Source organism: Kosakonia sp. H7A, assembly GCF_003028445.1.
Lineage (GTDB): Bacteria > Pseudomonadota > Gammaproteobacteria > Enterobacterales > Enterobacteriaceae > Kosakonia > Kosakonia radicincitans.
Window position 1 is genome coordinate 1,129,373 of the sequence record NZ_PYTZ01000001.1, and the last position, 21,346, is coordinate 1,150,718.

Sequence of the window (21,346 nt, forward strand, 5' to 3'; positions counted from 1 at the left end):
TTATCGCGCGGAAATGATCACCCCACGCTGGGTAAAAGCAGCATGCAGACGGCGGGCAAACAGTAACGCATGTTCACCATCGCCGTGCAGGCACACCGTTTGCGCCTGCACGGGAACATATTCGCCTTCAATACTTTTGACACGCCCTGCCAGCACCATCTCCAGCGTTTGCGCCAGCGCCACATTGTCATCAGTAATCAACGCGCCCGGCTCGCTGCGTGGTACCAGCCGACCATCGCTGCGATAGCCGCGATCGGCAAACACTTCCTGGCGGGTGATCAGCCCCCAGTTTTTTCCGGCGCGGATCAGTTCACTGCCCGCCAGCCCGACCAGGATCAAATCCGAATCAACATCGTGTACCGCACTGGCGATAGCGTCGGCCAGTTGCGCATCATTTGCCGCCTGGTTGTATAACGTGCCGTGGGGCTTCACATGCTGTAATTTACCGCCCTCAGCATGCACCATCGCTGCCAGTGCACCGATTTGGTACAGCATCTGGGCATACACGGTTTCCGGCGGCAGTTGCATCGCTGTACGACCGAAGTTTTCCCGATCGGGAAACGAGGGATGTGCGCCGATGGCGACCCCGTTACGCAGCGCTTCGCGCACGCATGTCAGCATCGTCCCGGCATCGCCCGCATGAAAACCGCAGGCGATATTGGCCGACGACACCAGTTTCAACAACGCAGCATCATTGCCGCAGCCTTCGCCAAGATCGGCGTTTAAATCAATCTTCATGCGTTAACCGCCATGCCAGTTGTTCAAGGTAACGCTGTTGGTCCTGGCGGGCATGCAGCGCTTCATCCAGTGAACACTGAACAAAATGCACCGGTTGCCCAAGAGGAATTTGCGCCAGATGGTACATATCGGCCTCAATAATGCAGGCAATACGCGGGTATCCGCCGGTCGTCTGAGCATCATTCATCAGCACAATCGGTTGGCCATTTGATGGCACCTGTATAACGCCGGGTAATAAGCCGTGGGAGAGCAACTCGCGCGAGGTCGTCCGCAACAGTGGCTGCCCCTGTAAGCGGTACCCCATGCGGTTGCTCTGCGGGCTTATCTGCCATGGCAGACGCCAGAATGCTTCCTGCGAAGCCGTGTCGAATTCGTGATATTCCGGCCCCGGCAGCGCGCGAATGCGGTTACCCCACAGCAGTTGTTTTACGCCCTGCTGGGTACGAAACTGCCGCTTCGTTTTTGCCAGAGGCAGCGTATCGCCATCACGTAACAGTCGCCCTTCCAGCCCGCCGATAGCGGCTTTCAGATCGGTACTCCCTGAACCCAGCACCTCCGGCAGCGCGAAACCTCCTGCCACTGCCAGATAGCTACGCACACCGTGCAGCGGGCGTTTCAGCACCAGCCGCTGCCCGGCTTTTGCCACAAAACGCCACCCCGTCCACACGGGTTTACCGTCGAGCTTCGCTTCACAACCGGCGCCGGTCAGGGCAAACCAGCAGCGGCTTTCGAACACCACTTCGAACTGGCCGAGCGTAATCTCAAGCCCGGCCGTATCAGGCGCATTGCCCACCAGCGCATTGCCAATTTGCAGCGCAGGCGCGTCCAGCGCGCCGCAATAGCTGATTCCGGACTGGCGCAAACCGGTACGCTTACCACCCTGTAAGCTGGTGTAAATACCGGCGCGGATAATGTTCAACATACGCCCTCCTTACGCGGAATGAAGCGCAGCGTGTCGCCAGGACGCAGCAATGAAGGCTCCGCTAAACGCGGGTTAAAGAGCGCCAAATCTGTTCGTCCAATCAGGTTCCAGCCGCCGGGCGTCTCCAGCGGGTAGATGCCGGTTTGTGCGCCGCCAATACCGACAGAACCGGCTGCTACGCGAACACGCGGTTCAGCGCGTCGCGGCGTGGCCAGTGCTTCCGGGAGGGCACCCAGATAGGGAAAGCCAGGCTGGAAGCCAATAAACCAGACCACATAATCAACAGAGGCATGAAGCTCCACTACCTGTTTTTCACTCATCCGGCAATGTTCCGCCACCCGTCCGAGATCCGGCCCGGCATCGCCGCCGTACAGCACCGGGATCTCAATGGCGCGAGATTCCGGCTCCAGCGCCTCGCTCTCTTCCCACCAGCGCTGTAAGCGTTCAATGGCATCGAGCGCCAGCGTGCCCGGATCGCGCAGCACAACCGTAATGTTATTCATTCCCGGAATGACTTCTGCCACCTCCGGCAGCGTGGACAGCCGCTGCGTCAGCCGCCAGATCCGCTTTTGCGTCGCCAACTGCACAGGAGGCTCCAGCTCCAGCACCACGGCGGTTTCCCCTAATAAATAACAACGCGCTCGCTGCACTTGTTTGCTCCTCAGGCCGGGTTCGGAATATCCACAAATGTGACGTCAAGATCGGTATGGGTATTCAGCCACTCGCTCAACGCGCGAATGCCGCCACGTTCGGTGGCATGGTGCCCTGCCGCGTAGAAATGCAGCCCCTGTTCACGCGCAGAATGAATGGTCTGCTCCGATACCTCGCCGGTGATAAAGGCATCCACGCCAAAGCGGGCGGCTTTATCGATAAAGCTCTGTCCGCCGCCGGTACACCAGGCGATACGTTTCACAACATCCGGCCCGGTATCGCCGCACCAGAGCGGCTTACGGCCGAGACGCGCTTCGATCCACGAAGCCAGTTCCAGCCCCGGCACCGGCATCGTGAGTTCTCCCCACGGCAACAGCTCTTCGATTTCGCCCTGAATGGTAATACCGAGCAGCGCCGCCAGTTGCGCGTTATTGCCCAGCTCCGGGTGCGCATCGAGCGGCAGATGCCAGCCATACAGGTTGATGTCGTTCGCCAGAAGCGTTTTCAGGCGGTTACGCTTCATGCCCAGAATGACTGGCGCTTCGTTTTTCCAGAAATAGCCGTGATGGACAATTACCGCGTCCGCCTGCTGACGCACCGCTTCATCCAGCAACGCCTGGCTGGCGGTCACGCCGGTGACAATTTTTTGCACCGTTTCCCGCCCTTCAACCTGGAGGCCGTTCGGGCCGTAATCACTGAATGCCGCACTGTTCAGCTTCTCGTTAATCAGTTTTTCCAGTTCGGTATTTTTCATCAATGCTCTCTTTTACGCTTTACGGGCGGCTTCATACGCCGCCAGGGTGGCGGCTCGCGCCTGTTTATGGTCCACAATCGGGCGAGGATAATCGAGACGTTGCCCCTGTTTATCCGCCCACGCCCAGGGCTGATGGAGATGCTTTTCCGGCACTGCTTGCAGTTCCGGCAGCCAGTGACGAATAAACTCGCCGCTGGCGTCAAAGCGCTCCCCCTGCGTGGTGGGATTAAAAATGCGGAAATACGGCGCCGCGTCGGTCCCCGTTGAGGCTGCCCACTGCCAGCCACCATTGTTTGCCGCCAGATCGCCATCAATCAACTGAGAAATAAAATAGCGCTCTCCGCAACGCCAGTCGATAAGTAAGTCTTTGACCAGGAAGCTGGCAGTAATCATCCGCAGCCGATTGTGCATCCAGCCAGTGCTGTTCAACTGGCGCATTGCGGCATCGACAATCGGAAAGCCAGTCTTGCCTTCTTGCCACGCCGCAAGCTGCTGCTGGCTCCCCTGCCACTGCACCCTATCAGTCCAGGGGATAAAAGGTTTGTGCTTGCAGAGCGCCGGATGAAATGTCATCAGATGACGGTAAAACTCACGCCAGATCAGCTCATTGAGCCATACTGCGCCGCTTCCACCATCAAGCGCCTGCGGCTGCTCGGCCAGTAAACGATGCAGACACTGGCGCGGCGACAGTGCGCCAATCGCCAGCGCGGCGGAGAGGCGGCTGGTACCTTCAATCGCCGGAAAATCACGCTGCTGCTCATACTCCGCCGCCTGCTGCTGGCAAAAGTGACGCAGCCGGGCAATCGCGCTTTTCTCATCGGCGGGGAAAAGTTGTTCATCAAACGGCTGCTGCGGATAGTTAAGTGCGATCGGCTTAGCGACAGGCTGCGCCCCTTCGCGTGCATGTGGCGCGGCAACGCATTGCGGCAGTTCCTCTTTTAGCCGACGCAAAAAAGCGTTTTTGAACGGCGTAAAGACTTTATACATCTCGTGATTACCGGTCATAACGCTGCCAGGTGCCAGCATCACGCTGTCATCAAACCCCTGGCAGGATACGTTCGGCAGCGCTTTTTCTACCGCCGCATCACGCTGGCGTTCATTGAATTCATATTGATAGTTATAAAAAAGATGGCTTACCTGCTCGCTGGCACAGATTTGGGCGATGGCCTGCGCGCAGGCAGCAAAATCATCCACCTCGCGGTAGAGCAACGGAATGCCCTTCTCCGCCAGCGCCTGTTGCAGCGCATTAAGATGGGCGTTGAGCAGCGCCGCCTGACGGGGAGCCATATGATGCTGCTGCCACTGTGCTGGCGTGGCAATGAAAAGCGCAATAACTCGGACATCGGGATAACGGCAGGCGGCCGCGAGCGCAAGATTATCTTGTACGCGTAAATCCGCGCGAAACCAGACCAGATGGGTGGTCATATCACTCCTTAATGTCCATAACGAAAGCGCAGCGTAGCGGATCTAATCCGCTACGCCAGGCGGCACAGTGTAAATGTAGCAAAAAGGTTACCGCAAAAAAAACCACCGCAAGGCGGTGGCTTAGAGAGTTTGCTGTGTGTAATCGATTAATAAAAGTCGCAGGCCACTTTTTCGGCCTGGTCCATCCACACCGGTTTTTCACTGGTTTTCGCCCAGACGCGGTGCAGGTAGCTGTAAAAACGCGCGCGATCTTTCCAGAATAACATCACTGGTAATGCCAGAACGCCTGCCAGAATGGCGAAAGCGCGACGCATCAACACAACGTGTACCGGAAACGCTTTATATGTGTTCATAATTCTCTCCCCTTTGTCAGGCCGGCAATCACTACCGGAAATGTTCCCGCCTTACAGAAAATCAGGGCGGCGCTGAAATCTGGTTAAAATAGTATCGCTTTATTCGTAATTTTACTACTCATCCGACCACTATTTTTCTGTCAATTTACGATTTATTGATGTCCCGGCGGTAAATTAGTTACAAAACAGTTAAATTAATACTAATCATTAGTTAAATTGTGGTTTATAGATTTTCGTTACGTTGAAAGCCCCTGGGGGATCCCCCGCTTGTCCGCCCAATGTTTTTGGCCATTTTTATATTTTTTTTACACCCCGCCTGACGATTTTTGCGAAATCTTTGCGCCGAAAAAACTACTTTCACAACACATCCTTAAATCACCCCGGAGGTGAATTGTGAGTGCAGGCGTAATAATCGGCATCGTGCTGGTTTTCCTGTTATTGGGCTACCTGGTTTATGCCCTGATTAACGCGGAGGCTTTCTGATGGCCGCTCAGGCGTTTCTTCTGGTCGCCAGCTTTTTGCTGGTGCTGTTTATTCTTGCGCGCCCGCTGGGATCGCTGCTGGCAAAACTGATTGCCGGACAAGCGCTGCCCGGCACGGCGACAATCGAAAATATCCTCTGGCGTGGACTGGGTATTGATACCCGTGAAATGAACTGGCGGCACTATCTGTTCGCCATCCTGTGGCTCAATGTGCTCGGTATTGTGCTGCTATTTGCCATGCTGATGTTGCAAGGCATTTTGCCAATGAACCCGCAAAACTTGCCCGGCCTCTCCTGGCATCTGGCACTGAATACGGCGGTCAGCTTTGTCACGAATACCAACTGGCAATCCTATTCAGGCGAAAGCACACTGAGTTATTTCAGCCAGATGGTCGGGCTGACGGTGCAAAACTTCCTCTCTGCGGCAACGGGGATTGCGGTGATATTCGCGTTGATCCGCGCCTTTGCGCGCCGCAGCATGGATACGCTCGGCAACGCGTGGGTAGATCTCACTCGCATTACTCTGTGGGTACTGCTGCCGATTTCGCTGATCCTTGCCTTGTTCTTTATTCAGCAAGGCGTCCTGCAAAACTTTTTACCTTATCAGCCTTACACCTCGCTTGAAGGCGTTCAGCATCTGATGCCGATGGGGCCAGTCGCGTCTCAGGAAGCGATCAAAATGCTCGGCACCAACGGCGGTGGCTTCTTCAATGCCAACTCTTCACACCCGTTTGAAAACCCGACCGCATTGACCAACATCGTGCAGATGCTGGTGATCTTCCTGATCCCGGCAGCGCTTTGCTTTGCTTTTGGCGATGCAGTGGCGGACCGTCGCCAGGGGCACATGCTGCTGTGGTCGATGTCGCTGATTTTCGTGGTCTGTGCCGGGGTGGTGATGTGGGCGGAGTTCCAGGGTAATCCGCACTTCCTGACGCTCGGTGGCGACAGCGCCATCAATATGGAAGGTAAAGAGAGTCGGTTTGGCATTCTGGCGAGCAGCCTGTATGCCGTGGTTACAACCGCTGCCTCATGCGGCGCGGTGAATGCCATGCATGACTCCTTTACCGCGCTGGGCGGCATGATCCCGATGTGGCTGATGCAGATTGGCGAAGTGGTGTTTGGCGGCGTGGGCTCGGGTCTTTACGGCATGCTGCTGTTCGTGCTGCTGGCGGTGTTTATTGCCGGGTTGATGATTGGCCGTACGCCGGAGTTCATCGGCAAAAAAATCGATGTCCGCGAAATGAAAATGACCGCGCTGGCGATCCTCGTCACCCCGGCGCTGGTGCTGATTGGCACCGCGCTGGCGATGATGACCGATGCCGGGCGTAGCGGCATGTTTAACCCCGGCATTCACGGCTTTAGTGAAGTGCTGTACGCCGTCTCGTCGGCGGCCAACAACAACGGCAGCGCCTTTGGCGGATTAAGTGCCAACACCCCGTTCTGGAACTGTCTGCTGGCGTTCTGCATGTTCTTCGGCCGCTTCGGTGTGATTGTTCCGGTGATGGCGATTGCCGGTTCACTGGTCGGCAAGAAAATCCAGCCCGCCAGCACTGGCACCCTGCCGACGCACGGCGCGCTGTTTATCGGCCTGCTGATCGGCACGGTACTGCTGGTTGGCGCATTGACCTTTGTTCCTGCCCTGGCGCTCGGCCCGGTGGCGGAATACCTCTTATTTTGAGACTGGCGGAGACGCGTTTTATGAGTCGCAAACAACTGGCCCTGTTCGAACCGCACCTTGTTCGTCAGGCGCTGATGGATTCGGTGACCAAGTTAAGCCCGCAAGTACAGTGGCGTAACCCGGTGATGTTTATTGTCTGGATCGGCAGCCTGTTGACCACAGTTTTGACTGTGGCAATGGCAACAGGCCATCTTGACGGCAGTGCATGGTTTACTGGCACAGTCAGCCTGTGGTTGTGGGTTACGGTATTGTTCGCCAACTTTGCAGAGGCGCTGGCGGAAGGTCGCAGCAAAGCGCAGGCCAATAGCCTGAAAGGGGTGAAAAAAACCGCTTTCGCCCGCAAATTACGCGCCCCGCAGCATGATGCACAAATCGACCATATTCCGGCAGCAGACCTGCGTAAAGGCGATGTGGTGCTGGTTGAGGCCGGTGACATTATTCCGTGCGATGGTGAAGTGATTGAAGGTGGCGCATCGGTAGATGAGAGCGCGATAACCGGCGAATCGGCACCGGTTATCCGTGAGTCCGGTGGCGACTTCGCTTCGGTCACTGGCGGGACACGCATTCTTTCTGACTGGCTGGTGATCCAGTGCAGCGTTAACCCCGGCGAAACGTTCCTCGACCGCATGATTGCGATGGTGGAAGGTGCGCAGCGGCGTAAAACACCGAACGAGATCGCGCTGACCATTCTGCTGGTTGCCCTGACTCTTGTCTTCCTGCTGGCAACCGCCACTTTGTGGCCATTCTCGGTATATGGCGGCCAGGCAGTCAGCGTAACTGTGTTGGTGGCCCTGCTGGTATGCCTGATCCCAACGACTATCGGCGGGCTGCTGTCTGCGATTGGCGTTGCCGGGATGAGTCGCATGCTGGGTGCGAATGTGATTGCCACCAGCGGTCGTGCGGTAGAAGCAGCAGGTGATATCGATGTGCTGCTGCTGGATAAAACCGGCACCATCACCTTAGGTAACCGCCAGGCATCCGATTTCCTGCCCGCGCAGGGCGTGGATGAAAAAACGCTGGCCGATGCTGCGCAACTCTCTTCGCTGGCGGATGAAACGCCGGAAGGCCGCAGTATTGTGATACTGGCTAAACGCCGCTTTAATCTGCGCAAGCGCGATATGCAGAGCCTGCAAGCCACCTTTGTGCCCTTCACTGCGCAAACCCGCATGAGCGGCATCAACGTGCAGGATCGGATGATCCGTAAAGGTTCGGTGGATGCTATCCGTCGTCATATCGCCGCCAATGGCGGCCAATTCCCGGCCGATGTGGAAACGCTGGTCGAACGCGTCGCCCGCCAGGGTGCCACGCCGCTGGTCGTTGCCGAAGGGGCGAAAGTGCTGGGTGTTATCGCGCTGAAAGATATCGTCAAAGGCGGGATTAAAGAGCGTTTTGCCCAGCTGCGTAAAATGGGCATTAAAACGGTAATGATCACCGGGGATAACCGTTTAACCGCTGCGGCGATTGCTGCTGAAGCCGGTGTCGATGACTTCCTTGCGGAAGCGACGCCGGAAGCGAAACTGGCGTTGATCCGCCAGTATCAGGCGGAAGGTCGTCTGGTGGCGATGACCGGCGATGGCACGAACGATGCGCCAGCGCTGGCGCAGGCGGACGTTGCGGTAGCGATGAATTCCGGCACCCAGGCCGCCAAAGAGGCGGGCAACATGGTGGATCTCGATTCGAACCCCACCAAATTGATTGAAGTGGTGCATATCGGTAAACAGATGCTGATGACTCGCGGCTCGCTGACCACCTTCAGTATCGCCAACGATGTGGCGAAATACTTCGCCATCATTCCGGCGGCGTTCGCAGCAACCTATCCGCAACTGAATACGCTGAACGTGATGCATCTGCACTCCCCGGCGTCGGCAATTTTAAGCGCGGTGATCTTTAACGCGCTGGTGATTGTGTTTCTTATCCCGCTGGCGCTGAAAGGGGTGAGCTACAAGCCGCTTACTGCTTCCGCCATGCTGCGCCGCAACCTGTGGATTTACGGGCTGGGCGGGCTGGTAGTGCCGTTTATCGGTATCAAGGCGATCGACCTGATTTTGACCCTGTTTGGCCTGGTGTAAGAGGTATAAAAAATGGCTTTATTACGTCCCGCATTTCTGCTTTTGTTACTCTTCACCCTGATTACCGGCGGGATCTATCCGCTGGTGACCACCGCGCTCGGGCAGTGGTGGTTTAACGCGCAGGCGAACGGTTCGCTGATCCGTGAGGGCGATACTGTGCGCGGTTCGCGCTTGCTGGGTCAGGACTTTACCGCGCCGGTTTATTTTCACGGCCGCCCTTCTGCCACTGCCGATGCGCCTTATAATCCAATGGCGTCCGGCGGCAGCAATCTGGCAGGCAGCAACCCGGAGCTGGATAAAGAAGTGGCGGCGCGCGTGGCGCAACTGCGTGCCGAGAATCCACAAGCGGATACGCATGTGCCGGTGGAGTTGATTACCGCCTCGGCGAGCGGCCTTGATGGTCAACTCTCTCCGGCCGCCACCGCCTGGCAGATCCCGCGCGTGGCGCAGGCTCGTCACTTACCCGTGACAGAAGTGGAAAAAATGGTGGCCGAACATACCACCACACCGCTGGTCAATTTTATCGGCCAGCCGGTGGTCAATATTGTGGAACTCAATCTGGCGCTGGATGCGCTCAAGGATAAATAAAGCATGACTGACGAGCCTTTGCGTCCCAATCCCGACCGCTTGCTGGAACACGCCGCAACGGCGCATCGGGGAAAGTTGAAAGTCTTCTTCGGCGCCTGCGCCGGTGTGGGCAAAACGTTCGCTATGCTGCAAGAAGCGCAGCGTCTGCGGGCGCAGGGGCTTGATATTCTCGTTGGCGTGGTGGAGACTCACGGGCGCAAAGAGACTGCCGCGCTGCTGGAAGGGCTGGCAACCCTGCCGCCACGCCGTATCGCCCATCGCGGGCGACTTATTCAGGAGTTTTCGCTGGACGACGCCCTTGCGCGCCGTCCGGCGCTGATTTTAATGGACGAGCTGGCGCACAGTAACGCGCCCGGCTCGCGCCATCCGAAACGCTGGCAGGATGTAGAAGAGCTGCTGGAAGCGGGCATTAATGTCTTTACAACCGTCAACGTCCAGCATCTGGAAAGCCTCAACGATGTGGTCAGCGGCGTGACCGGTATTCAGGTACGTGAAACCGTACCGGATCCCTTTTTCGATAACGCCGATGAAGTCGTACTGGTGGATTTGCCGCCGGACGATCTCCGCCAGCGCCTGCACGAAGGCAAAGTCTATATCGGCGGCCAGGCCGAGCGCGCCATCGAACACTTCTTCCGTAAAGGTAATCTGATTGCCCTGCGCGAACTGGCGCTACGCCGCACCGCCGACCGTGTGGACGATCAGATGCGCGCCTGGCGCGATCGCCAGGGTGAAGAGAAAGTCTGGCATACGCGTGATGCTATTCTGCTCTGCGTCGGGCATGGCGCGGGCAATGAGAAGCTGATCCGCACGGCGGCGCGGCTGGCAGCCAAACTGGGCAGCGTCTGGCATGCGGTGTACGTTGAAACGCCGTCGTTACATAAATTGCCGGAACCGCAACGGCGGGCGATTTTAAGCGCCCTGCACCTTGCACAGGAACTGGGGGCCGAAACGGCAACGCTTTCCGATCCGGCGGAAGAGAAGGCGATTCTGCGTTATGCCCGCGAGCATAACCTCGGCAAAATTATTATTGGCCGACGCAATAAGCACCGCTGGTGGAACCCAGAATCATTTGCCGATAAGCTGGCACGCCGCGCGCCGGATCTCGATCTGGTGATCATCGCGCTGGACGACGCTCCGGCAGCATTGCCCTCACGCGCCGGAGATACACGCCCGTTGATTGAGCGCTGGCGGGTGCAGTTAAAAGGTTGTGCCGTCGCCCTCGCCCTCTGTGCGGCAATCACGCTGATCGCCGCGCAGTGGCTGACTGCTTTCGACGCCGCCAACCTTGTGATGATCTACCTGCTTGGCGTGGTGCTGGTTGCGTTGTTTTATGGGCGCTGGCCATCCGCGTTCGCCACGGTGATTAACGTCATCAGTTTCGATCTCTTTTTTATCGCTCCGCGCGGCACGCTGGCCGTTTCCGATGTGCAATACCTGCTGACCTTTGGCGTGATGATGACGGTCGGTTTGGTCATTGGCAATCTCACCGCCGGGGTGCGTTATCAGGCGCGCGTGGCGCGGTATCGCGAGCAGCGCACCCGCCATCTTTATGAGATGTCGAAAGCGCTGGCGGTCGGGCGTAATAACAAGGATATCGCCGTTACCAGCGAAACATTTATCCAGTCTACCTTTGATGCCCGCAGCAAATTGTTGCTGCCGGACAGCCACGGGCAGTTGAAAGCGGTGACGCAAACCCACGGCATGACGCCCTGGGATGACGCAATTGCCCGCTGGAGTTTTGATAAAGGCCAGCCTGCCGGAGCGGGAACCGACACCCTGCCCGGCGTGCCGTATCAAATTTTGCCGCTTAAAAGCGACCAAAAAACCCATGGGTTATTGATTGTGGAACCGGCCAACTTACGTCAGTTGATGATCCCGGAACAGCAACGCCTGCTGGAAACCTTCACCCTGCTGGTCGCCAGTGCGCTTGAACGCCAGGCGCTTGCCACCAGCGAAGAACAGGCTCGCCTCGCCAGCGAGCGGGAAAGCATTCGTAACTCCTTGCTGGCCGCACTCTCCCATGATTTGCGCACACCGCTGACTGTGCTGTTTGGCCAGGCAGAGATCCTGACGCTCGATCTGGCAAGTGAAGGCTCCTCGCATGCGCCGCAGGCCAACGAGATCCGTCAGCATGTGCTGAATACCACGCGACTGGTGAACAATCTGCTGGATATGGCACGTATTCAGTCCGGTGGTTTTAATCTTAAAAAAGAGTGGTTAACGCTGGAAGAGGTGGTCGGCAGCGCGCTCAGAACGCTGGAACCCGGGCTTGGCGGCCGCCATATCAACCTCGCCCTGCCCGACCCGTTAATGCTGGTACATGTTGACGGCCCATTATTTGAACGGGTGCTGATCAATCTGCTGGAAAATGCGGTGAAATATGCAGGACAGCGGGCAGAGATCGGCATTACCGCCCATGACACGCCGCAACAGTTGATGCTGGATGTGTGGGATAACGGGCCAGGTATTCCGGCAGGACAGGAGCAGGCCATTTTTGATAAGTTCGCGCGAGGAACCAAGGAATCAGCGATTCCTGGCGTCGGTCTTGGGCTGGCGATTTGCCAGGCGATTGTTGAGGTTCATGGCGGTACCATTAGTGCCCGCAATCGTCCGCAAGGGGGTGCGCTGTTTTGTGTTACACTTCCCCGTGAAACACCTCCGCAACTGGATGAATTACCTGAGGATCTGTGATCAACGTTCTGATTGTCGAAGATGAACAAGCTATTCGCCGATTTCTGCGTACCGCGCTGGAAGCTGAAGGGTTGCGCGTCCATGAAGCGGAGACCTTGCAGCGCGGTCTGATTGAAGCCGCCACCCGCAAACCCGATCTGGTGATCCTCGATTTGGGGCTGCCGGATGGCGACGGTCTGGACTTTATCCGTGATTTGCGCCAGTGGAGCCAGATGCCGGTGATTGTCCTTTCGGCGCGTGCTGAAGAGAGCGACAAAATTGCGGCTCTTGATGCCGGCGCCGACGATTACCTCAGTAAACCGTTTGGCATTGGCGAGTTGCAGGCCCGCCTGCGCGTTGCCCTGCGCCGTCATGCGGCCACAACCCCTGGCGAACCGGTGGTGGCCTTTGCTGATATTCGCGTCGATCTGGCTAACCGCCGCATCCAGCGCGGTGAGGAAGAGATCCATCTGACGCCCATTGAATTTCGCCTGCTGGCCGTGCTGTTGAACAATCACGGCAAAGTGTTAACTCAGCGACAACTGCTAAGCCAGGTCTGGGGGCCGAATGCCATCGAGCACAGCCACTACCTGCGCATCTATATGGGCCACCTGCGCCAGAAACTCGAAGCCGATCCTGCCCGCCCTCGCCATTTACTGACTGAAACAGGGATTGGCTACCGGTTTATGCTTTGAGGGCGTATCCTGCTGTTTTTTGGGAGGGTAATGATGAGCGCCTGGCTAATTTATGCGTTGTTATCAGCGGTCACCGCTGCGCTGGTGGCTATTTTCGGCAAGATCGGTTTGCAACATCTCGACGCCAATACTGCCACGGCGATCCGTGCGGTGGTAATGGCCGTATTTCTGGTCGGTGTGGTCGTGGTGCAGGGCAAATTGTCGCTGGTCGCCACCGTGCTGGCCGATAAAAAAGCGCTGCTGTTTGTGGTACTGAGCGGCATCGCGGGCGCGCTGTCGTGGCTGTTCTATTTTATGGCGATCAAAAGCGGCAACGTGTCGCGGGTTGCTCCCATCGACAAGCTGAGCGTGGTGTTTGCCGTGATCCTGGCGGTGATCCTGTTTGGCGAGAAAGTCTCACTGATTGCGGCAGCGGGCGTGGCGTTAATTACTGCCGGTGCGCTGATGGTTGCGCTGGGGTGAGTTTGCAACAGATGGCAGCCCCCGATCCGCAAAAATTTAAGGCTCCCGAAGGAGCCTTTTTTCTTACGCGTTTTTCAGCACTTCGCTGACAATTTCTACCGCTTCTTTTTCAATCAGCTTCCGGTGTTCGTCACCGAGGAAACTTTCGCAGTAGATTTTGTAGGCGTCTTCAGTACCTGACGGACGCGCGGCGAACCAGCCGTTGTCGGTCATCACTTTCAGGCCGCCAATCGATGCGCCATTGCCCGGAGCAGCCGTCAGACGCGCAGTGATAGGGTCGCCTGCCAGCGTGCTGGCGCTCACCATTTCCGGAGAGAGTTTGGACAGCGCGGCTTTCTGCGCGGAGGAGGCAGAAGCCTGCAAACGGTTGTAGCTCGGCGCTCCGAAGCGTGCCGCCAGCTCATCGTAATGCTGCTGCGGGTTTTTCCCGGTCACGGCGGTGATCTCAGCCGCCAGCAGACACATGATGATGCCGTCTTTATCTGTTGACCACGGCGTACCGTCGAAACGCAGGAAGGACGCGCCCGCGCTCTCTTCACCACCAAAGCCGAAACTGCCGTCATGCAGACCATCAACAAACCATTTGAAACCCACCGGCACTTCCACCAGCTTACGGCCAAGGTCATTAACCACGCGGTCGATCATCGCTGAAGAGACCAGAGTTTTGCCGACGGCAACATCTTTGCCCCACTGCGGACGGTGCTGGAACAGGTAGTTGATAGCAACCGCCAGGTAGTGGTTCGGGTTCATCAACCCTGCCGGGGTTACGATGCCGTGACGGTCGTAGTCCGGATCGTTAGCAAACGCCAGATCGAACTTGTCGCGCAGCGCCAACAGACCCGCCATCGCACATTCGGAGGAGCAATCCATACGGATCGCGCCGTCTTTATCCAGGTGCATAAAGCGGAAGGTCTGATCGACCTGATCGTTAACGATGCTCAGATCCAGCTTGTAGTACTCCGCGATACGCTTCCAGTATTCAATACCGGAGCCACCCAGCGGATCAACGCCCAGTTTCAGGCCAGCTTTCTGGATTGCCGCCATGTCGACAATGTCCGCCAGCCCTTCAATAAATGGCTGCACAAGATCTTTTTCTGTCACATGACCGGAGGCCAGCGCTGCATCCAGCGTAAGACGTTTCACGCCTTTCAGACCATCCGCCAACAGCGCATTCGCGCGGTCTTCCACCACTTTGGTAACGTTGGTATCAGCCGGGCCACCGTTAGGCGGGTTGTACTTGATCCCGCCATCTTCTGGTGGGTTATGCGACGGGGTGATAACGATACCGTCCGCCTGCGCGCCGCCGTTTTTGTTGTGTACCAGAATGGCATTTGAGATGGCAGGCGTGGGCGTGAAGCCGTTATTTTCCTGCACAATCACATCCACACCGTTTGCTGTCAGCACTTCCAGCACGGAGATAAACGCCGCTTCAGACAGCGCGTGAGTATCTTTACCCACATAGCACGGCCCGGTAATCCCGTTTTTTGCTCGCTCTTCGGCAATCGCCTGAGCGATGGCCAGAATGTGTGGCTCGTTGAAGCTGTGGCGATGGGCGCTGCCACGGTGGCCGGAAGTGCCAAATTTCACCGCATGTTCTGAATTACCGACTTCAGGTTTCAACACATAGTACTGCGCAGTAAGCTGGGCGACGTTAATCAAATCGCTCTGTTGTGCAGGTTGACCCGCACGCGGGTGGTTAGCCATTGCCTGGTCCTTTCAATGCAAGGATTAAATTGTGCCGCAAACTTTTTCAATCAATTCCGCCGGGAACTGCATTGACTGCATGATGTGCTCAATCATGCTGCATTTACGACCCGTATTGGTGTTGGTGATGACCCAGTAAGGGGTGTTCGGCACCTGCTTCGGTTTGGTCTGGTTGCCGTTCTGCAACAGGGTTTGCTCATTGACGGCAAAGTATACTCTTGTGCGCCCGTGCAGTGATTCAGTGGATTCCGTAAAGCCTTTGTCGTCGAGTGAATAGAGGGTAGACAGCACCATCAGGAAACGATTGACGGCCTTTTTCTGCTCGGCATATTCATCAGAGAGGAGCAGCTCACGCACGGCGCGGACTTTATCTTTTGCGGTATTAGCCGGTTTGATGCCTTCGACAGCAACGACGGTACGCGGCTCTTTTACCGTTGCAAGAGAAGCGGCAGGCTGTGCCGGTGATACGGCGGAAAATTTCAACATGCGCCGTAAAATGTCGGATGCGCTCTCGCCGATATGCTTAGTATGGCTGGCAATATAACTGTAGAGCTCATCATCAACTTCGATCGTTTTCATCTTAATCCAGTGCGATATCTAATCTGAATACAAGTGTTGGGATTATAAAGTGAAATCTCAACAGCGGATAGCGTCAAACCAGGATGGCGGCAAAAGTAAGAGTAATTCTTAACCTTGCAGCCGGGCGGCAGAATGTTCACCATAATAACCTAACCCGCCAGAGTGAAAAAAAGAACTTTCCTATGAAATTGAATACGCGAGCGCAATCTGCACAACATCCGCACAACAATTCTCCTGTCGTCCTTGTCCACGGGCTGTTTGGTAGCCTCGATAACCTCGGCGTACTGGCCCGCGAACTGGTACAGGAGTATGACGTGGTGCAGGTTGATATGCGCAACCACGGTCTTTCCCCCCGCTCCGACGAGATGAACTATCCGGCAATGGCGCAGGATCTGCTGGATACGCTGGACGCCCATCATATCGACAAAGCTATCTTTATTGGGCACTCAATGGGCGGCAAAGCCGTGATGGCGCTGTCGGCACTGGCGCCGGAACGCGTAGAAAAGCTGGTGGCGATTGATATTGCACCGGTCGATTACCATGTTCGCCGCCATGACGAGATATTTGCCGCGATCAATGCCGTCACTGACGCGCAGGTCACTACGCGCCAGCAGGCGGCTTCGCTAATGCGCGAGCATGTAAAAGAAGAAGGCGTGATCCAGTTTCTGCTGAAATCGTTTGTTGAGGGCGAGTGGCGTTTCAATGTTCCGGTGTTGTGGGAGCAATATCCGCATATTGTCGGCTGGGAAACCATTCCCGCATGGCCTCATCCGGCACTGTTTGTCTGCGGCGGCAACTCCCCTTACGTTACGGAGCAGTACCGGAGCGCTTTGCTTGAACAGTTCCCGCAGGCGCGCGCGCATGTGATTGCTGGCGCCGGTCACTGGGTGCATGCGGAAAAACCTGAAGCGGTAATGCGGGCAATTAATCGTTATCTCGCTGAAAAGTCAAACTGATTAAAAAGGCGGCGACCAGTCGCCAGAACGCGTCCGCCCGTTGGCGCGCCCGTTATGCTGATGTATGATGGCGCGCTATTCAGCCCGGGCGGCAGCCCGATTGCTTGTCTTTCCCGTAGTATGCTTAAACATGGCTAAAGAACAAACGGACCGTACAACCCTGGATCTGTTCGCGAATGAGCGTCGCCCGGGACGGCCGAAGACGAATCCGCTCTCGCGTGATGAACAGTTACGCATCAACAAACGCAATCAATTAAAACGCGATAAAGTTCGTGGGCTTAAACGCGTCGAGCTAAAACTGAATGTTGAAGCCGTTGATGCATTAAACGAACTTGCCGATGCGCGCGACATGAGCCGCAGCGAACTTATCGAAGAGATGCTGCTGGCACAGCTGAGCGCATTGCGCGGAAAGTAATTACTCCGAATCACCTCTCTTATTTTTACGTTTTCATGTGTCATACAGTGCACTCCGCGGCGATAGCTGTTTTCGCGCGCTTCTCTGTTCTGCTATGATTGCCCTTATCTGTGGGCGTAGCGCCACCATCATATTCATTAGGTTTCAAGAGGTTATTTTACTCATGGCAATTACAGGTATTTTCTTCGGCAGCGACACCGGCAACACCGAAAATATTGCGAAAATGATTCAGAGTCAGCTTGGTAAGGACGTTGCCGACGTACATGACATTGCCAAAAGCAGCAAAGAAGATATCGAAGGATATGACATTCTGCTGCTCGGCATTCCGACCTGGTATTATGGCGAAGCGCAGTGCGACTGGGATGATTTCTTCCCGACGCTGGAAGACATTGATTTTAATGGTAAGTTAGTTGCGCTGTTTGGCTGCGGCGATCAGGAAGACTATGCAGAATATTTCTGTGATGCGCTGGGTACGATCCGCGATATTATTGAGCCGCGCGGCGCGACCATCGTGGGCCACTGGCCGACTGCAGGCTACCATTTCGAAGCCTCTAAAGGTCTGGTGGATGACGACCATTTTGTTGGTCTGGCCATTGACGAAGATCGCCAGCCAGAACTGACCGCAGAACGCGTGCAAAAATGGGTTAAGCAAGTTCGCGAAGAGCTGCATCTTGATGACATCATCAACGCCTGATTTTACGGCGTAATCTGTGGGTTACGTGGTATTAATAGGTAAAAGCAATGGAAATAATTGCTACAAATTTTTAACTTTTTTCTCCATCGCTGTACAATAAGCCCTGCTAAAGTGGTGTCATAAAGCACAGGAGTTGCTGGTGACACCACGTTTTAAAAGCTTACTTTACTTGAGGACTTGCAGTTTTCATTTAGCCATGGCAGTTCTATAATGAGACGCATTATCCCAGGTGCATTCCTTCTAACTTCCATTGAGGAAGTGAATCGTATAGCAACAGGACAGATTCCGCATGACTGACAACAATACCGCATTAAAGAAGGCTGGCCTGAAAGTCACGCTTCCTCGGTTAAAAATCCTGGAAGTACTTCAGGAACCGGATAACCATCATGTCAGTGCGGAAGATTTATATAAACGACTGATCGACATGGGCGAAGAGATCGGGCTGGCGACAGTATACCGTGTACTGAACCAGTTTGATGACGCCGGCATTGTGACCCGTCATAACTTCGAAGGCGGGAAATCCGTTTTTGAACTGACTCAGCAGCATCACCACGATCACCTGATTTGCCTCGACTGCGGCAAAGTGATCGAATTCAGTGATGATTCCATCGAAGCGCGCCAGCGCGAAATCGCCGCGAAACACGGCATTCGTCTGACGAACCATAGTCTTTACCTGTACGGTCACTGCGCCGAGGGTGACTGCCGCGAAGATGAACACGCGCACGACGCGAAATAATCCCTTTTCATACTCAAGCCAGCCTTCGGGTTGGCTTTTTTTTGCCCTTCAAAAACAAAAATGCCCGGCAGGTTTGCGCTGCCGGGCAGGTTACTTCAGCAATAATTACGCTTTCACGCTATCCACACGGCTGAAACGTTTACCGTCCGGGCTGGCGGTACGGATCTGCACTTCCCCGCTCACCTGAGGACGCACTTTATCATCGTAGCGCAGCCAGTTTTTACCGCCGTCCGTAGAATATTCCACGACCATTCCCGGTAAGCTGGTATTGGCTTCCAGCTTGCCGCCAACCACGCGCGCGCCCGGTACAGGCAGACGATAGTTGATGCCTGCTTTGTCCAGTTTTGCCAGTTCACGATGGCCTAACAGATTTGCAAAGCGGCTCCAGTCTTTATCCAGCGCTTTTACATCGACCAGATGAGTTTCACCGCCTTTGTACTCGCGCCCGGCCTGATAATCCTGTTCCCAACCGGCGCGGTGCCAGGCACGCTCTGCGACCGCAATCATGCGTGGATAAATCATGTACTCCATCTGGTTGTCGGTACGCACCACTTCACTCCACAGCTGAGCAGAAAGACCATAGGCTCCAGGCCACGGTTTATCCGATTTCGCGCTGAATGGATTGCCGTCACGATCCAGTGAGGTTTCGGCATTTTGCGGCATGTTATCCGGCGCAAAGCTGAAGATCTTGCGCTCATCGCTAAAGCGCGTGCCCCAGTAGTAGCCGCTTTCCGCCGGATGGACTTCGTTCGGGAAGTCGAGGTAAACATAGTCCGGGTTCGAGACAATGACGCGGAACCCTTTGTTCGCCCAGTCATTTACTGAATCGAAACCGCCCCAATAGAGCGTATCCCAGAAGTTAACATTGACGTGATCGGTGGCAAACTCAGCGGCATTTTTGGCATCTTTCAGGCCATCCTGCCACGCCTGCATGGTACCGATACCGTGCGCTTTCACCAGCTTGCTGACCTCAATACCAAAGTAGCTGGAAAGATGCTCAACATCTGCAACTTTACCCTCTTTAACCATAGTCTGGCAGACCTGAGATTTTGCCCACGGTTTGTCCTGCTTGCTCTGATCGATGATACCTTTGCCCGCTTCCGGTTTTTTCTGGTCGGTATAACCCGCCCCCAGATAGATGTTTTTCGCTTCGTCACCGCCAAAATGCCAGGTGTTCAGCGGTACACCCGCTTCTTTGTGCATTTGCTGGATTTCGCCAATCACTTTATCGACGAAATTGCGCGACGAATCGAGGCAAGGGTTCAGATAGCCAGTGCGGTTATAGAACTGTACCCCGGTGGTATTAGAGGTGTCCGTCGGATCCAGCAAACGGTACTGATTCGCCTCTTTCTCTTTACCCTCTTTCATCAGGCGCTCATAGCGCGCTTCCATTGAGATCACGGCTGCACGGGCGTGTGCCGGCATATCAATTTCCGGGATCACTTCAATCTGGCGCGCTTTCGCGTACTTCAGTATGTCGATGTAATCGGTTCGGCTGAAGTGGCCGCTGCCATTGTTGTTGCTGTCCGGGCCGGAACCCAATTGCGGCAGCAGGCAGGTTTTCTCGCTCAGATCGTGGCAACGTTTACTGCCGATGTCGGTCAACTCAGGCAGACCAGGGATCTCAATGCGCCAGCCTTCGTCATCGGTAAGGTGAAAGTGGAATTTGTTCAGCTTATACGCTGACATCTGATCCAGCAGGCGTAGTACGGCATCTTTGCTATGGAAGTTACGTCCCACATCAAGCTGAATACCGCGATAATCAAAACGCGGTGCGTCTTTTGCTTCAAGCCGTGCGATTTTCTGCTCGCCACTGGAAGGGATCAGCGACAGCAAAGATTGCAGGCCGTAGAACACGCCAGCCTGATCAAAGCCGGTGATTACCGCCTCATTTGCCCCAATGTGCAACTGATAGGCACCAGATATGGCTTCATCACCCGCAAAAGCCTTCACTGCGATCTCTGTACGGATGGGATAACTGCCCTCTTTGACGCCCAGCAGCGCGAAGCGCGACTTCACCGCTTCCTGCGCATCCGCGCCTAGCGCAGAGAGATCGAGCTTCACGCCTTTGCTCAGATCCACATCCTGACCGGAGATTTTTACCTCCTGCGGCGTGGGTATAATCTGGCCGCGCAACGTGGCGAGGTTCAGCGCTTTGACGTCGCTATTTTTCTCAAAGCGCGCTTCAGCGGTCATCAGGATGTTTTTATCATCCGGCGTACGTTTCCACTGGCCGTCGAGCGGTGTAACAAACTGGAACAGGTCTTCGGTATCGGTATTGGCGATCATTTTTGCCGTCGCACCTTCGGCCGTCACATACCAGCGAGGCAGCACATCGGTAACAAACAACTGCCAGTACTCGTTAACAACAGGAATTTCCACTGCCTGCTTCGCCGGGAAGCCGGTAAATTTGTCCGTTGGCTCCAGTTTGTGCAGATCGCCCATGATATGGCTAACCTTAAACTGGTCATTTGCCACTTCCAGTATCGGACGGATGCTGTGGAAGTAAATCGCCCAATCCTTGTCGGTTACAGCCTCACCCTTGTTGGTCAGCGTGATCACCGCCTTATTGCAGGAAGCCCAGTCAGCCCCCAGCTTCGCACAATCAATGCCGTTCTGTGCGGCAAAGTTATCCTTCACCGCGTAGTTAAGATGAAACTGGCTGATGGCGTCGACAGTATTCTGGTTTGCCAGCGCAGGGCTGCTTAATATCCCAAAGATTGCGCTGGCTAAGATGCTTAAACGTACTGTTTTCATTACTTATTCCTTGTATTTC

Annotated in this window: 20 protein-coding genes; 11 read left to right on the plus strand and 9 right to left on the minus strand. The window is 55.6% G+C overall.

Annotated features, from left to right (window positions below; translation table 11 throughout):
• The 6 genes from pxpA to CWM66_RS05260 form a co-directional block, all read right to left on the minus strand.
• Positions 1-738 (minus strand): 5-oxoprolinase subunit PxpA, encoded by a 738-nt coding sequence (gene pxpA / locus CWM66_RS05235; protein ID WP_107146309.1) that lies wholly within the window; start codon positions 736-738, stop codon positions 1-3.
• The gene (gene pxpC, locus CWM66_RS05240) at positions 728-1,660 is read right to left on the minus strand and encodes a 5-oxoprolinase subunit PxpC (RefSeq protein WP_007373897.1); all 933 of its coding nucleotides are present in this window, start codon (positions 1,658-1,660) and stop codon (positions 728-730) included. The genes pxpA and pxpC overlap by 11 nt, the downstream gene beginning before the upstream one ends.
• A complete protein-coding gene (gene pxpB / locus CWM66_RS05245; protein WP_107146310.1) occupies positions 1,654-2,310 on the minus strand; it encodes a 5-oxoprolinase subunit PxpB in 657 nt (218 codons plus the stop codon). The genes pxpC and pxpB overlap by 7 nt, the downstream gene beginning before the upstream one ends.
• 11 nt (positions 2,311-2,321) lie before the next feature.
• Entirely contained in the window at positions 2,322-3,065 is a 744-nt protein-coding gene (locus tag CWM66_RS05250; RefSeq protein WP_007373895.1) for a type 2 GTP cyclohydrolase I, read from the minus strand.
• Between the two features lie 12 nt (positions 3,066-3,077).
• Positions 3,078-4,490, minus strand: a complete 1,413-nt coding sequence (gene phrB, locus CWM66_RS05255; RefSeq protein WP_072438432.1) for a deoxyribodipyrimidine photo-lyase — start codon at positions 4,488-4,490, stop codon at positions 3,078-3,080.
• 146 nt (positions 4,491-4,636) lie between these two features.
• Positions 4,637-4,843, minus strand: a complete 207-nt coding sequence (locus tag CWM66_RS05260; protein WP_035885977.1) for a YbfA family protein — start codon at positions 4,841-4,843, stop codon at positions 4,637-4,639.
• 393 nt (positions 4,844-5,236) lie between these two features.
• Here CWM66_RS05260 and kdpF point away from each other — a divergent pair, with 393 nt between their 5' ends.
• From kdpF to CWM66_RS05295, 7 genes are read left to right on the plus strand one after another with little or no spacing between them, the layout of a single operon-like run.
• Positions 5,237-5,326 carry a K(+)-transporting ATPase subunit F gene (gene kdpF, locus CWM66_RS05265; protein WP_035885978.1) on the plus strand — a complete coding sequence of 30 codons (90 nt, stop codon included), beginning with the start codon at positions 5,237-5,239 and terminating at the stop codon, positions 5,324-5,326.
• Positions 5,326-7,002, plus strand: a complete 1,677-nt coding sequence (gene kdpA, locus CWM66_RS05270) for a potassium-transporting ATPase subunit KdpA (RefSeq protein WP_007373892.1) — start codon at positions 5,326-5,328, stop codon at positions 7,000-7,002. Before kdpF ends, kdpA begins: the two co-directional genes overlap by 1 nt.
• Before the next feature lie 20 nt (positions 7,003-7,022).
• Positions 7,023-9,071, plus strand: a complete 2,049-nt coding sequence (kdpB, locus tag CWM66_RS05275) for a potassium-transporting ATPase subunit KdpB (RefSeq protein ID WP_035885979.1) — start codon at positions 7,023-7,025, stop codon at positions 9,069-9,071.
• Positions 9,072-9,083: 12 nt separating this feature from the next.
• Positions 9,084-9,659, plus strand: a complete 576-nt coding sequence (kdpC, locus tag CWM66_RS05280) for a potassium-transporting ATPase subunit KdpC (protein WP_090397265.1) — start codon at positions 9,084-9,086, stop codon at positions 9,657-9,659.
• A gap of 3 nt (positions 9,660-9,662) precedes the next feature.
• Entirely contained in the window at positions 9,663-12,350 is a 2,688-nt protein-coding gene (gene kdpD, locus CWM66_RS05285; RefSeq protein ID WP_107146311.1) for a two-component system sensor histidine kinase KdpD, read from the plus strand.
• Complete coding sequence (gene kdpE / locus CWM66_RS05290; RefSeq protein WP_007373888.1) at positions 12,347-13,024, plus strand: two-component system response regulator KdpE; 678 nt, start codon at positions 12,347-12,349, stop codon at positions 13,022-13,024. The genes kdpD and kdpE overlap by 4 nt, the downstream gene beginning before the upstream one ends.
• A gap of 33 nt (positions 13,025-13,057) precedes the next feature.
• A complete protein-coding gene (locus tag CWM66_RS05295) occupies positions 13,058-13,486 on the plus strand; it encodes an EamA family transporter (RefSeq protein WP_035886081.1) in 429 nt (142 codons plus the stop codon).
• A gap of 63 nt (positions 13,487-13,549) precedes the next feature.
• Here the strand turns inward: CWM66_RS05295 and pgm are convergent, their stop codons facing one another.
• Together pgm and seqA are read right to left on the minus strand one after the other, a co-directional pair.
• Positions 13,550-15,190 carry a phosphoglucomutase (alpha-D-glucose-1,6-bisphosphate-dependent) gene (gene pgm, locus CWM66_RS05300; RefSeq protein ID WP_072438425.1) on the minus strand — a complete coding sequence of 547 codons (1,641 nt, stop codon included), beginning with the start codon at positions 15,188-15,190 and terminating at the stop codon, positions 13,550-13,552.
• Between the two features lie 24 nt (positions 15,191-15,214).
• Entirely contained in the window at positions 15,215-15,769 is a 555-nt protein-coding gene (gene seqA / locus CWM66_RS05305; protein WP_007373885.1) for a replication initiation negative regulator SeqA, read from the minus strand.
• A 182-nt stretch (positions 15,770-15,951) separates the two neighbouring features.
• Here seqA and ybfF point away from each other — a divergent pair, with 182 nt between their 5' ends.
• From ybfF to fur, 4 genes are all read left to right on the plus strand, one after another.
• Positions 15,952-16,725, plus strand: coding sequence for an esterase (gene ybfF, locus CWM66_RS05310; RefSeq protein ID WP_007373884.1), 774 nt, complete (start codon positions 15,952-15,954; stop codon positions 16,723-16,725).
• Between the two features lie 130 nt (positions 16,726-16,855).
• The gene (ybfE, locus tag CWM66_RS05315) at positions 16,856-17,140 is read left to right on the plus strand and encodes a LexA regulated protein (protein WP_007373883.1); all 285 of its coding nucleotides are present in this window, start codon (positions 16,856-16,858) and stop codon (positions 17,138-17,140) included.
• Positions 17,141-17,303: 163 nt separating this feature from the next.
• The gene (gene fldA / locus CWM66_RS05320) at positions 17,304-17,834 is read left to right on the plus strand and encodes a flavodoxin FldA (RefSeq protein WP_007373882.1); all 531 of its coding nucleotides are present in this window, start codon (positions 17,304-17,306) and stop codon (positions 17,832-17,834) included.
• A 289-nt stretch (positions 17,835-18,123) separates the two neighbouring features.
• Positions 18,124-18,570: a ferric iron uptake transcriptional regulator gene (fur, locus tag CWM66_RS05325; protein WP_007373881.1), complete on the plus strand. Its 447-nt coding sequence runs from the start codon at positions 18,124-18,126 to the stop codon at positions 18,568-18,570.
• 105 nt (positions 18,571-18,675) lie between these two features.
• On the opposite strand, the gene CWM66_RS05330 is transcribed toward fur, so the two are convergent.
• Positions 18,676-21,327 (minus strand): beta-N-acetylhexosaminidase, encoded by a 2,652-nt coding sequence (locus CWM66_RS05330; protein ID WP_107146313.1) that lies wholly within the window; start codon positions 21,325-21,327, stop codon positions 18,676-18,678.
• Between the last annotated feature and the right edge of the window lie 19 nt (positions 21,328-21,346).

What these genes read in the sequence shown, in the direction of transcription:
- pxpA (WP_107146309.1), bottom strand. Translation starts at nt 738, where the DNA reads ATGAAGATTGATTTAAACGCCGATCTTGGCGAAGGCTGCGGCAATGAT.
- pxpC (WP_007373897.1), bottom strand. Translation starts at nt 1,660, where the DNA reads ATGTTGAACATTATCCGCGCCGGTATTTACACCAGCTTACAGGGTGGT.
- CWM66_RS05250 (WP_007373895.1), bottom strand. Translation starts at nt 3,065, where the DNA reads ATGAAAAATACCGAACTGGAAAAACTGATTAACGAGAAGCTGAACAGT.
- phrB (WP_072438432.1), bottom strand. Translation starts at nt 4,490, where the DNA reads ATGACCACCCATCTGGTCTGGTTTCGCGCGGATTTACGCGTACAAGAT.
- CWM66_RS05260 (WP_035885977.1), bottom strand. Translation starts at nt 4,843, where the DNA reads ATGAACACATATAAAGCGTTTCCGGTACACGTTGTGTTGATGCGTCGC.
- kdpA (WP_007373892.1), top strand. Translation starts at nt 5,326, where the DNA reads ATGGCCGCTCAGGCGTTTCTTCTGGTCGCCAGCTTTTTGCTGGTGCTG.
- kdpB (WP_035885979.1), top strand. Translation starts at nt 7,023, where the DNA reads ATGAGTCGCAAACAACTGGCCCTGTTCGAACCGCACCTTGTTCGTCAG.
- kdpC (WP_090397265.1), top strand. Translation starts at nt 9,084, where the DNA reads ATGGCTTTATTACGTCCCGCATTTCTGCTTTTGTTACTCTTCACCCTG.
- kdpD (WP_107146311.1), top strand. Translation starts at nt 9,663, where the DNA reads ATGACTGACGAGCCTTTGCGTCCCAATCCCGACCGCTTGCTGGAACAC.
- CWM66_RS05295 (WP_035886081.1), top strand. Translation starts at nt 13,058, where the DNA reads ATGAGCGCCTGGCTAATTTATGCGTTGTTATCAGCGGTCACCGCTGCG.
- pgm (WP_072438425.1), bottom strand. Translation starts at nt 15,190, where the DNA reads ATGGCTAACCACCCGCGTGCGGGTCAACCTGCACAACAGAGCGATTTG.
- seqA (WP_007373885.1), bottom strand. Translation starts at nt 15,769, where the DNA reads ATGAAAACGATCGAAGTTGATGATGAGCTCTACAGTTATATTGCCAGC.
- ybfF (WP_007373884.1), top strand. Translation starts at nt 15,952, where the DNA reads ATGAAATTGAATACGCGAGCGCAATCTGCACAACATCCGCACAACAAT.
- ybfE (WP_007373883.1), top strand. Translation starts at nt 16,856, where the DNA reads ATGGCTAAAGAACAAACGGACCGTACAACCCTGGATCTGTTCGCGAAT.
- fldA (WP_007373882.1), top strand. Translation starts at nt 17,304, where the DNA reads ATGGCAATTACAGGTATTTTCTTCGGCAGCGACACCGGCAACACCGAA.
- fur (WP_007373881.1), top strand. Translation starts at nt 18,124, where the DNA reads ATGACTGACAACAATACCGCATTAAAGAAGGCTGGCCTGAAAGTCACG.
- CWM66_RS05330 (WP_107146313.1), bottom strand. Translation starts at nt 21,327, where the DNA reads ATGAAAACAGTACGTTTAAGCATCTTAGCCAGCGCAATCTTTGGGATA.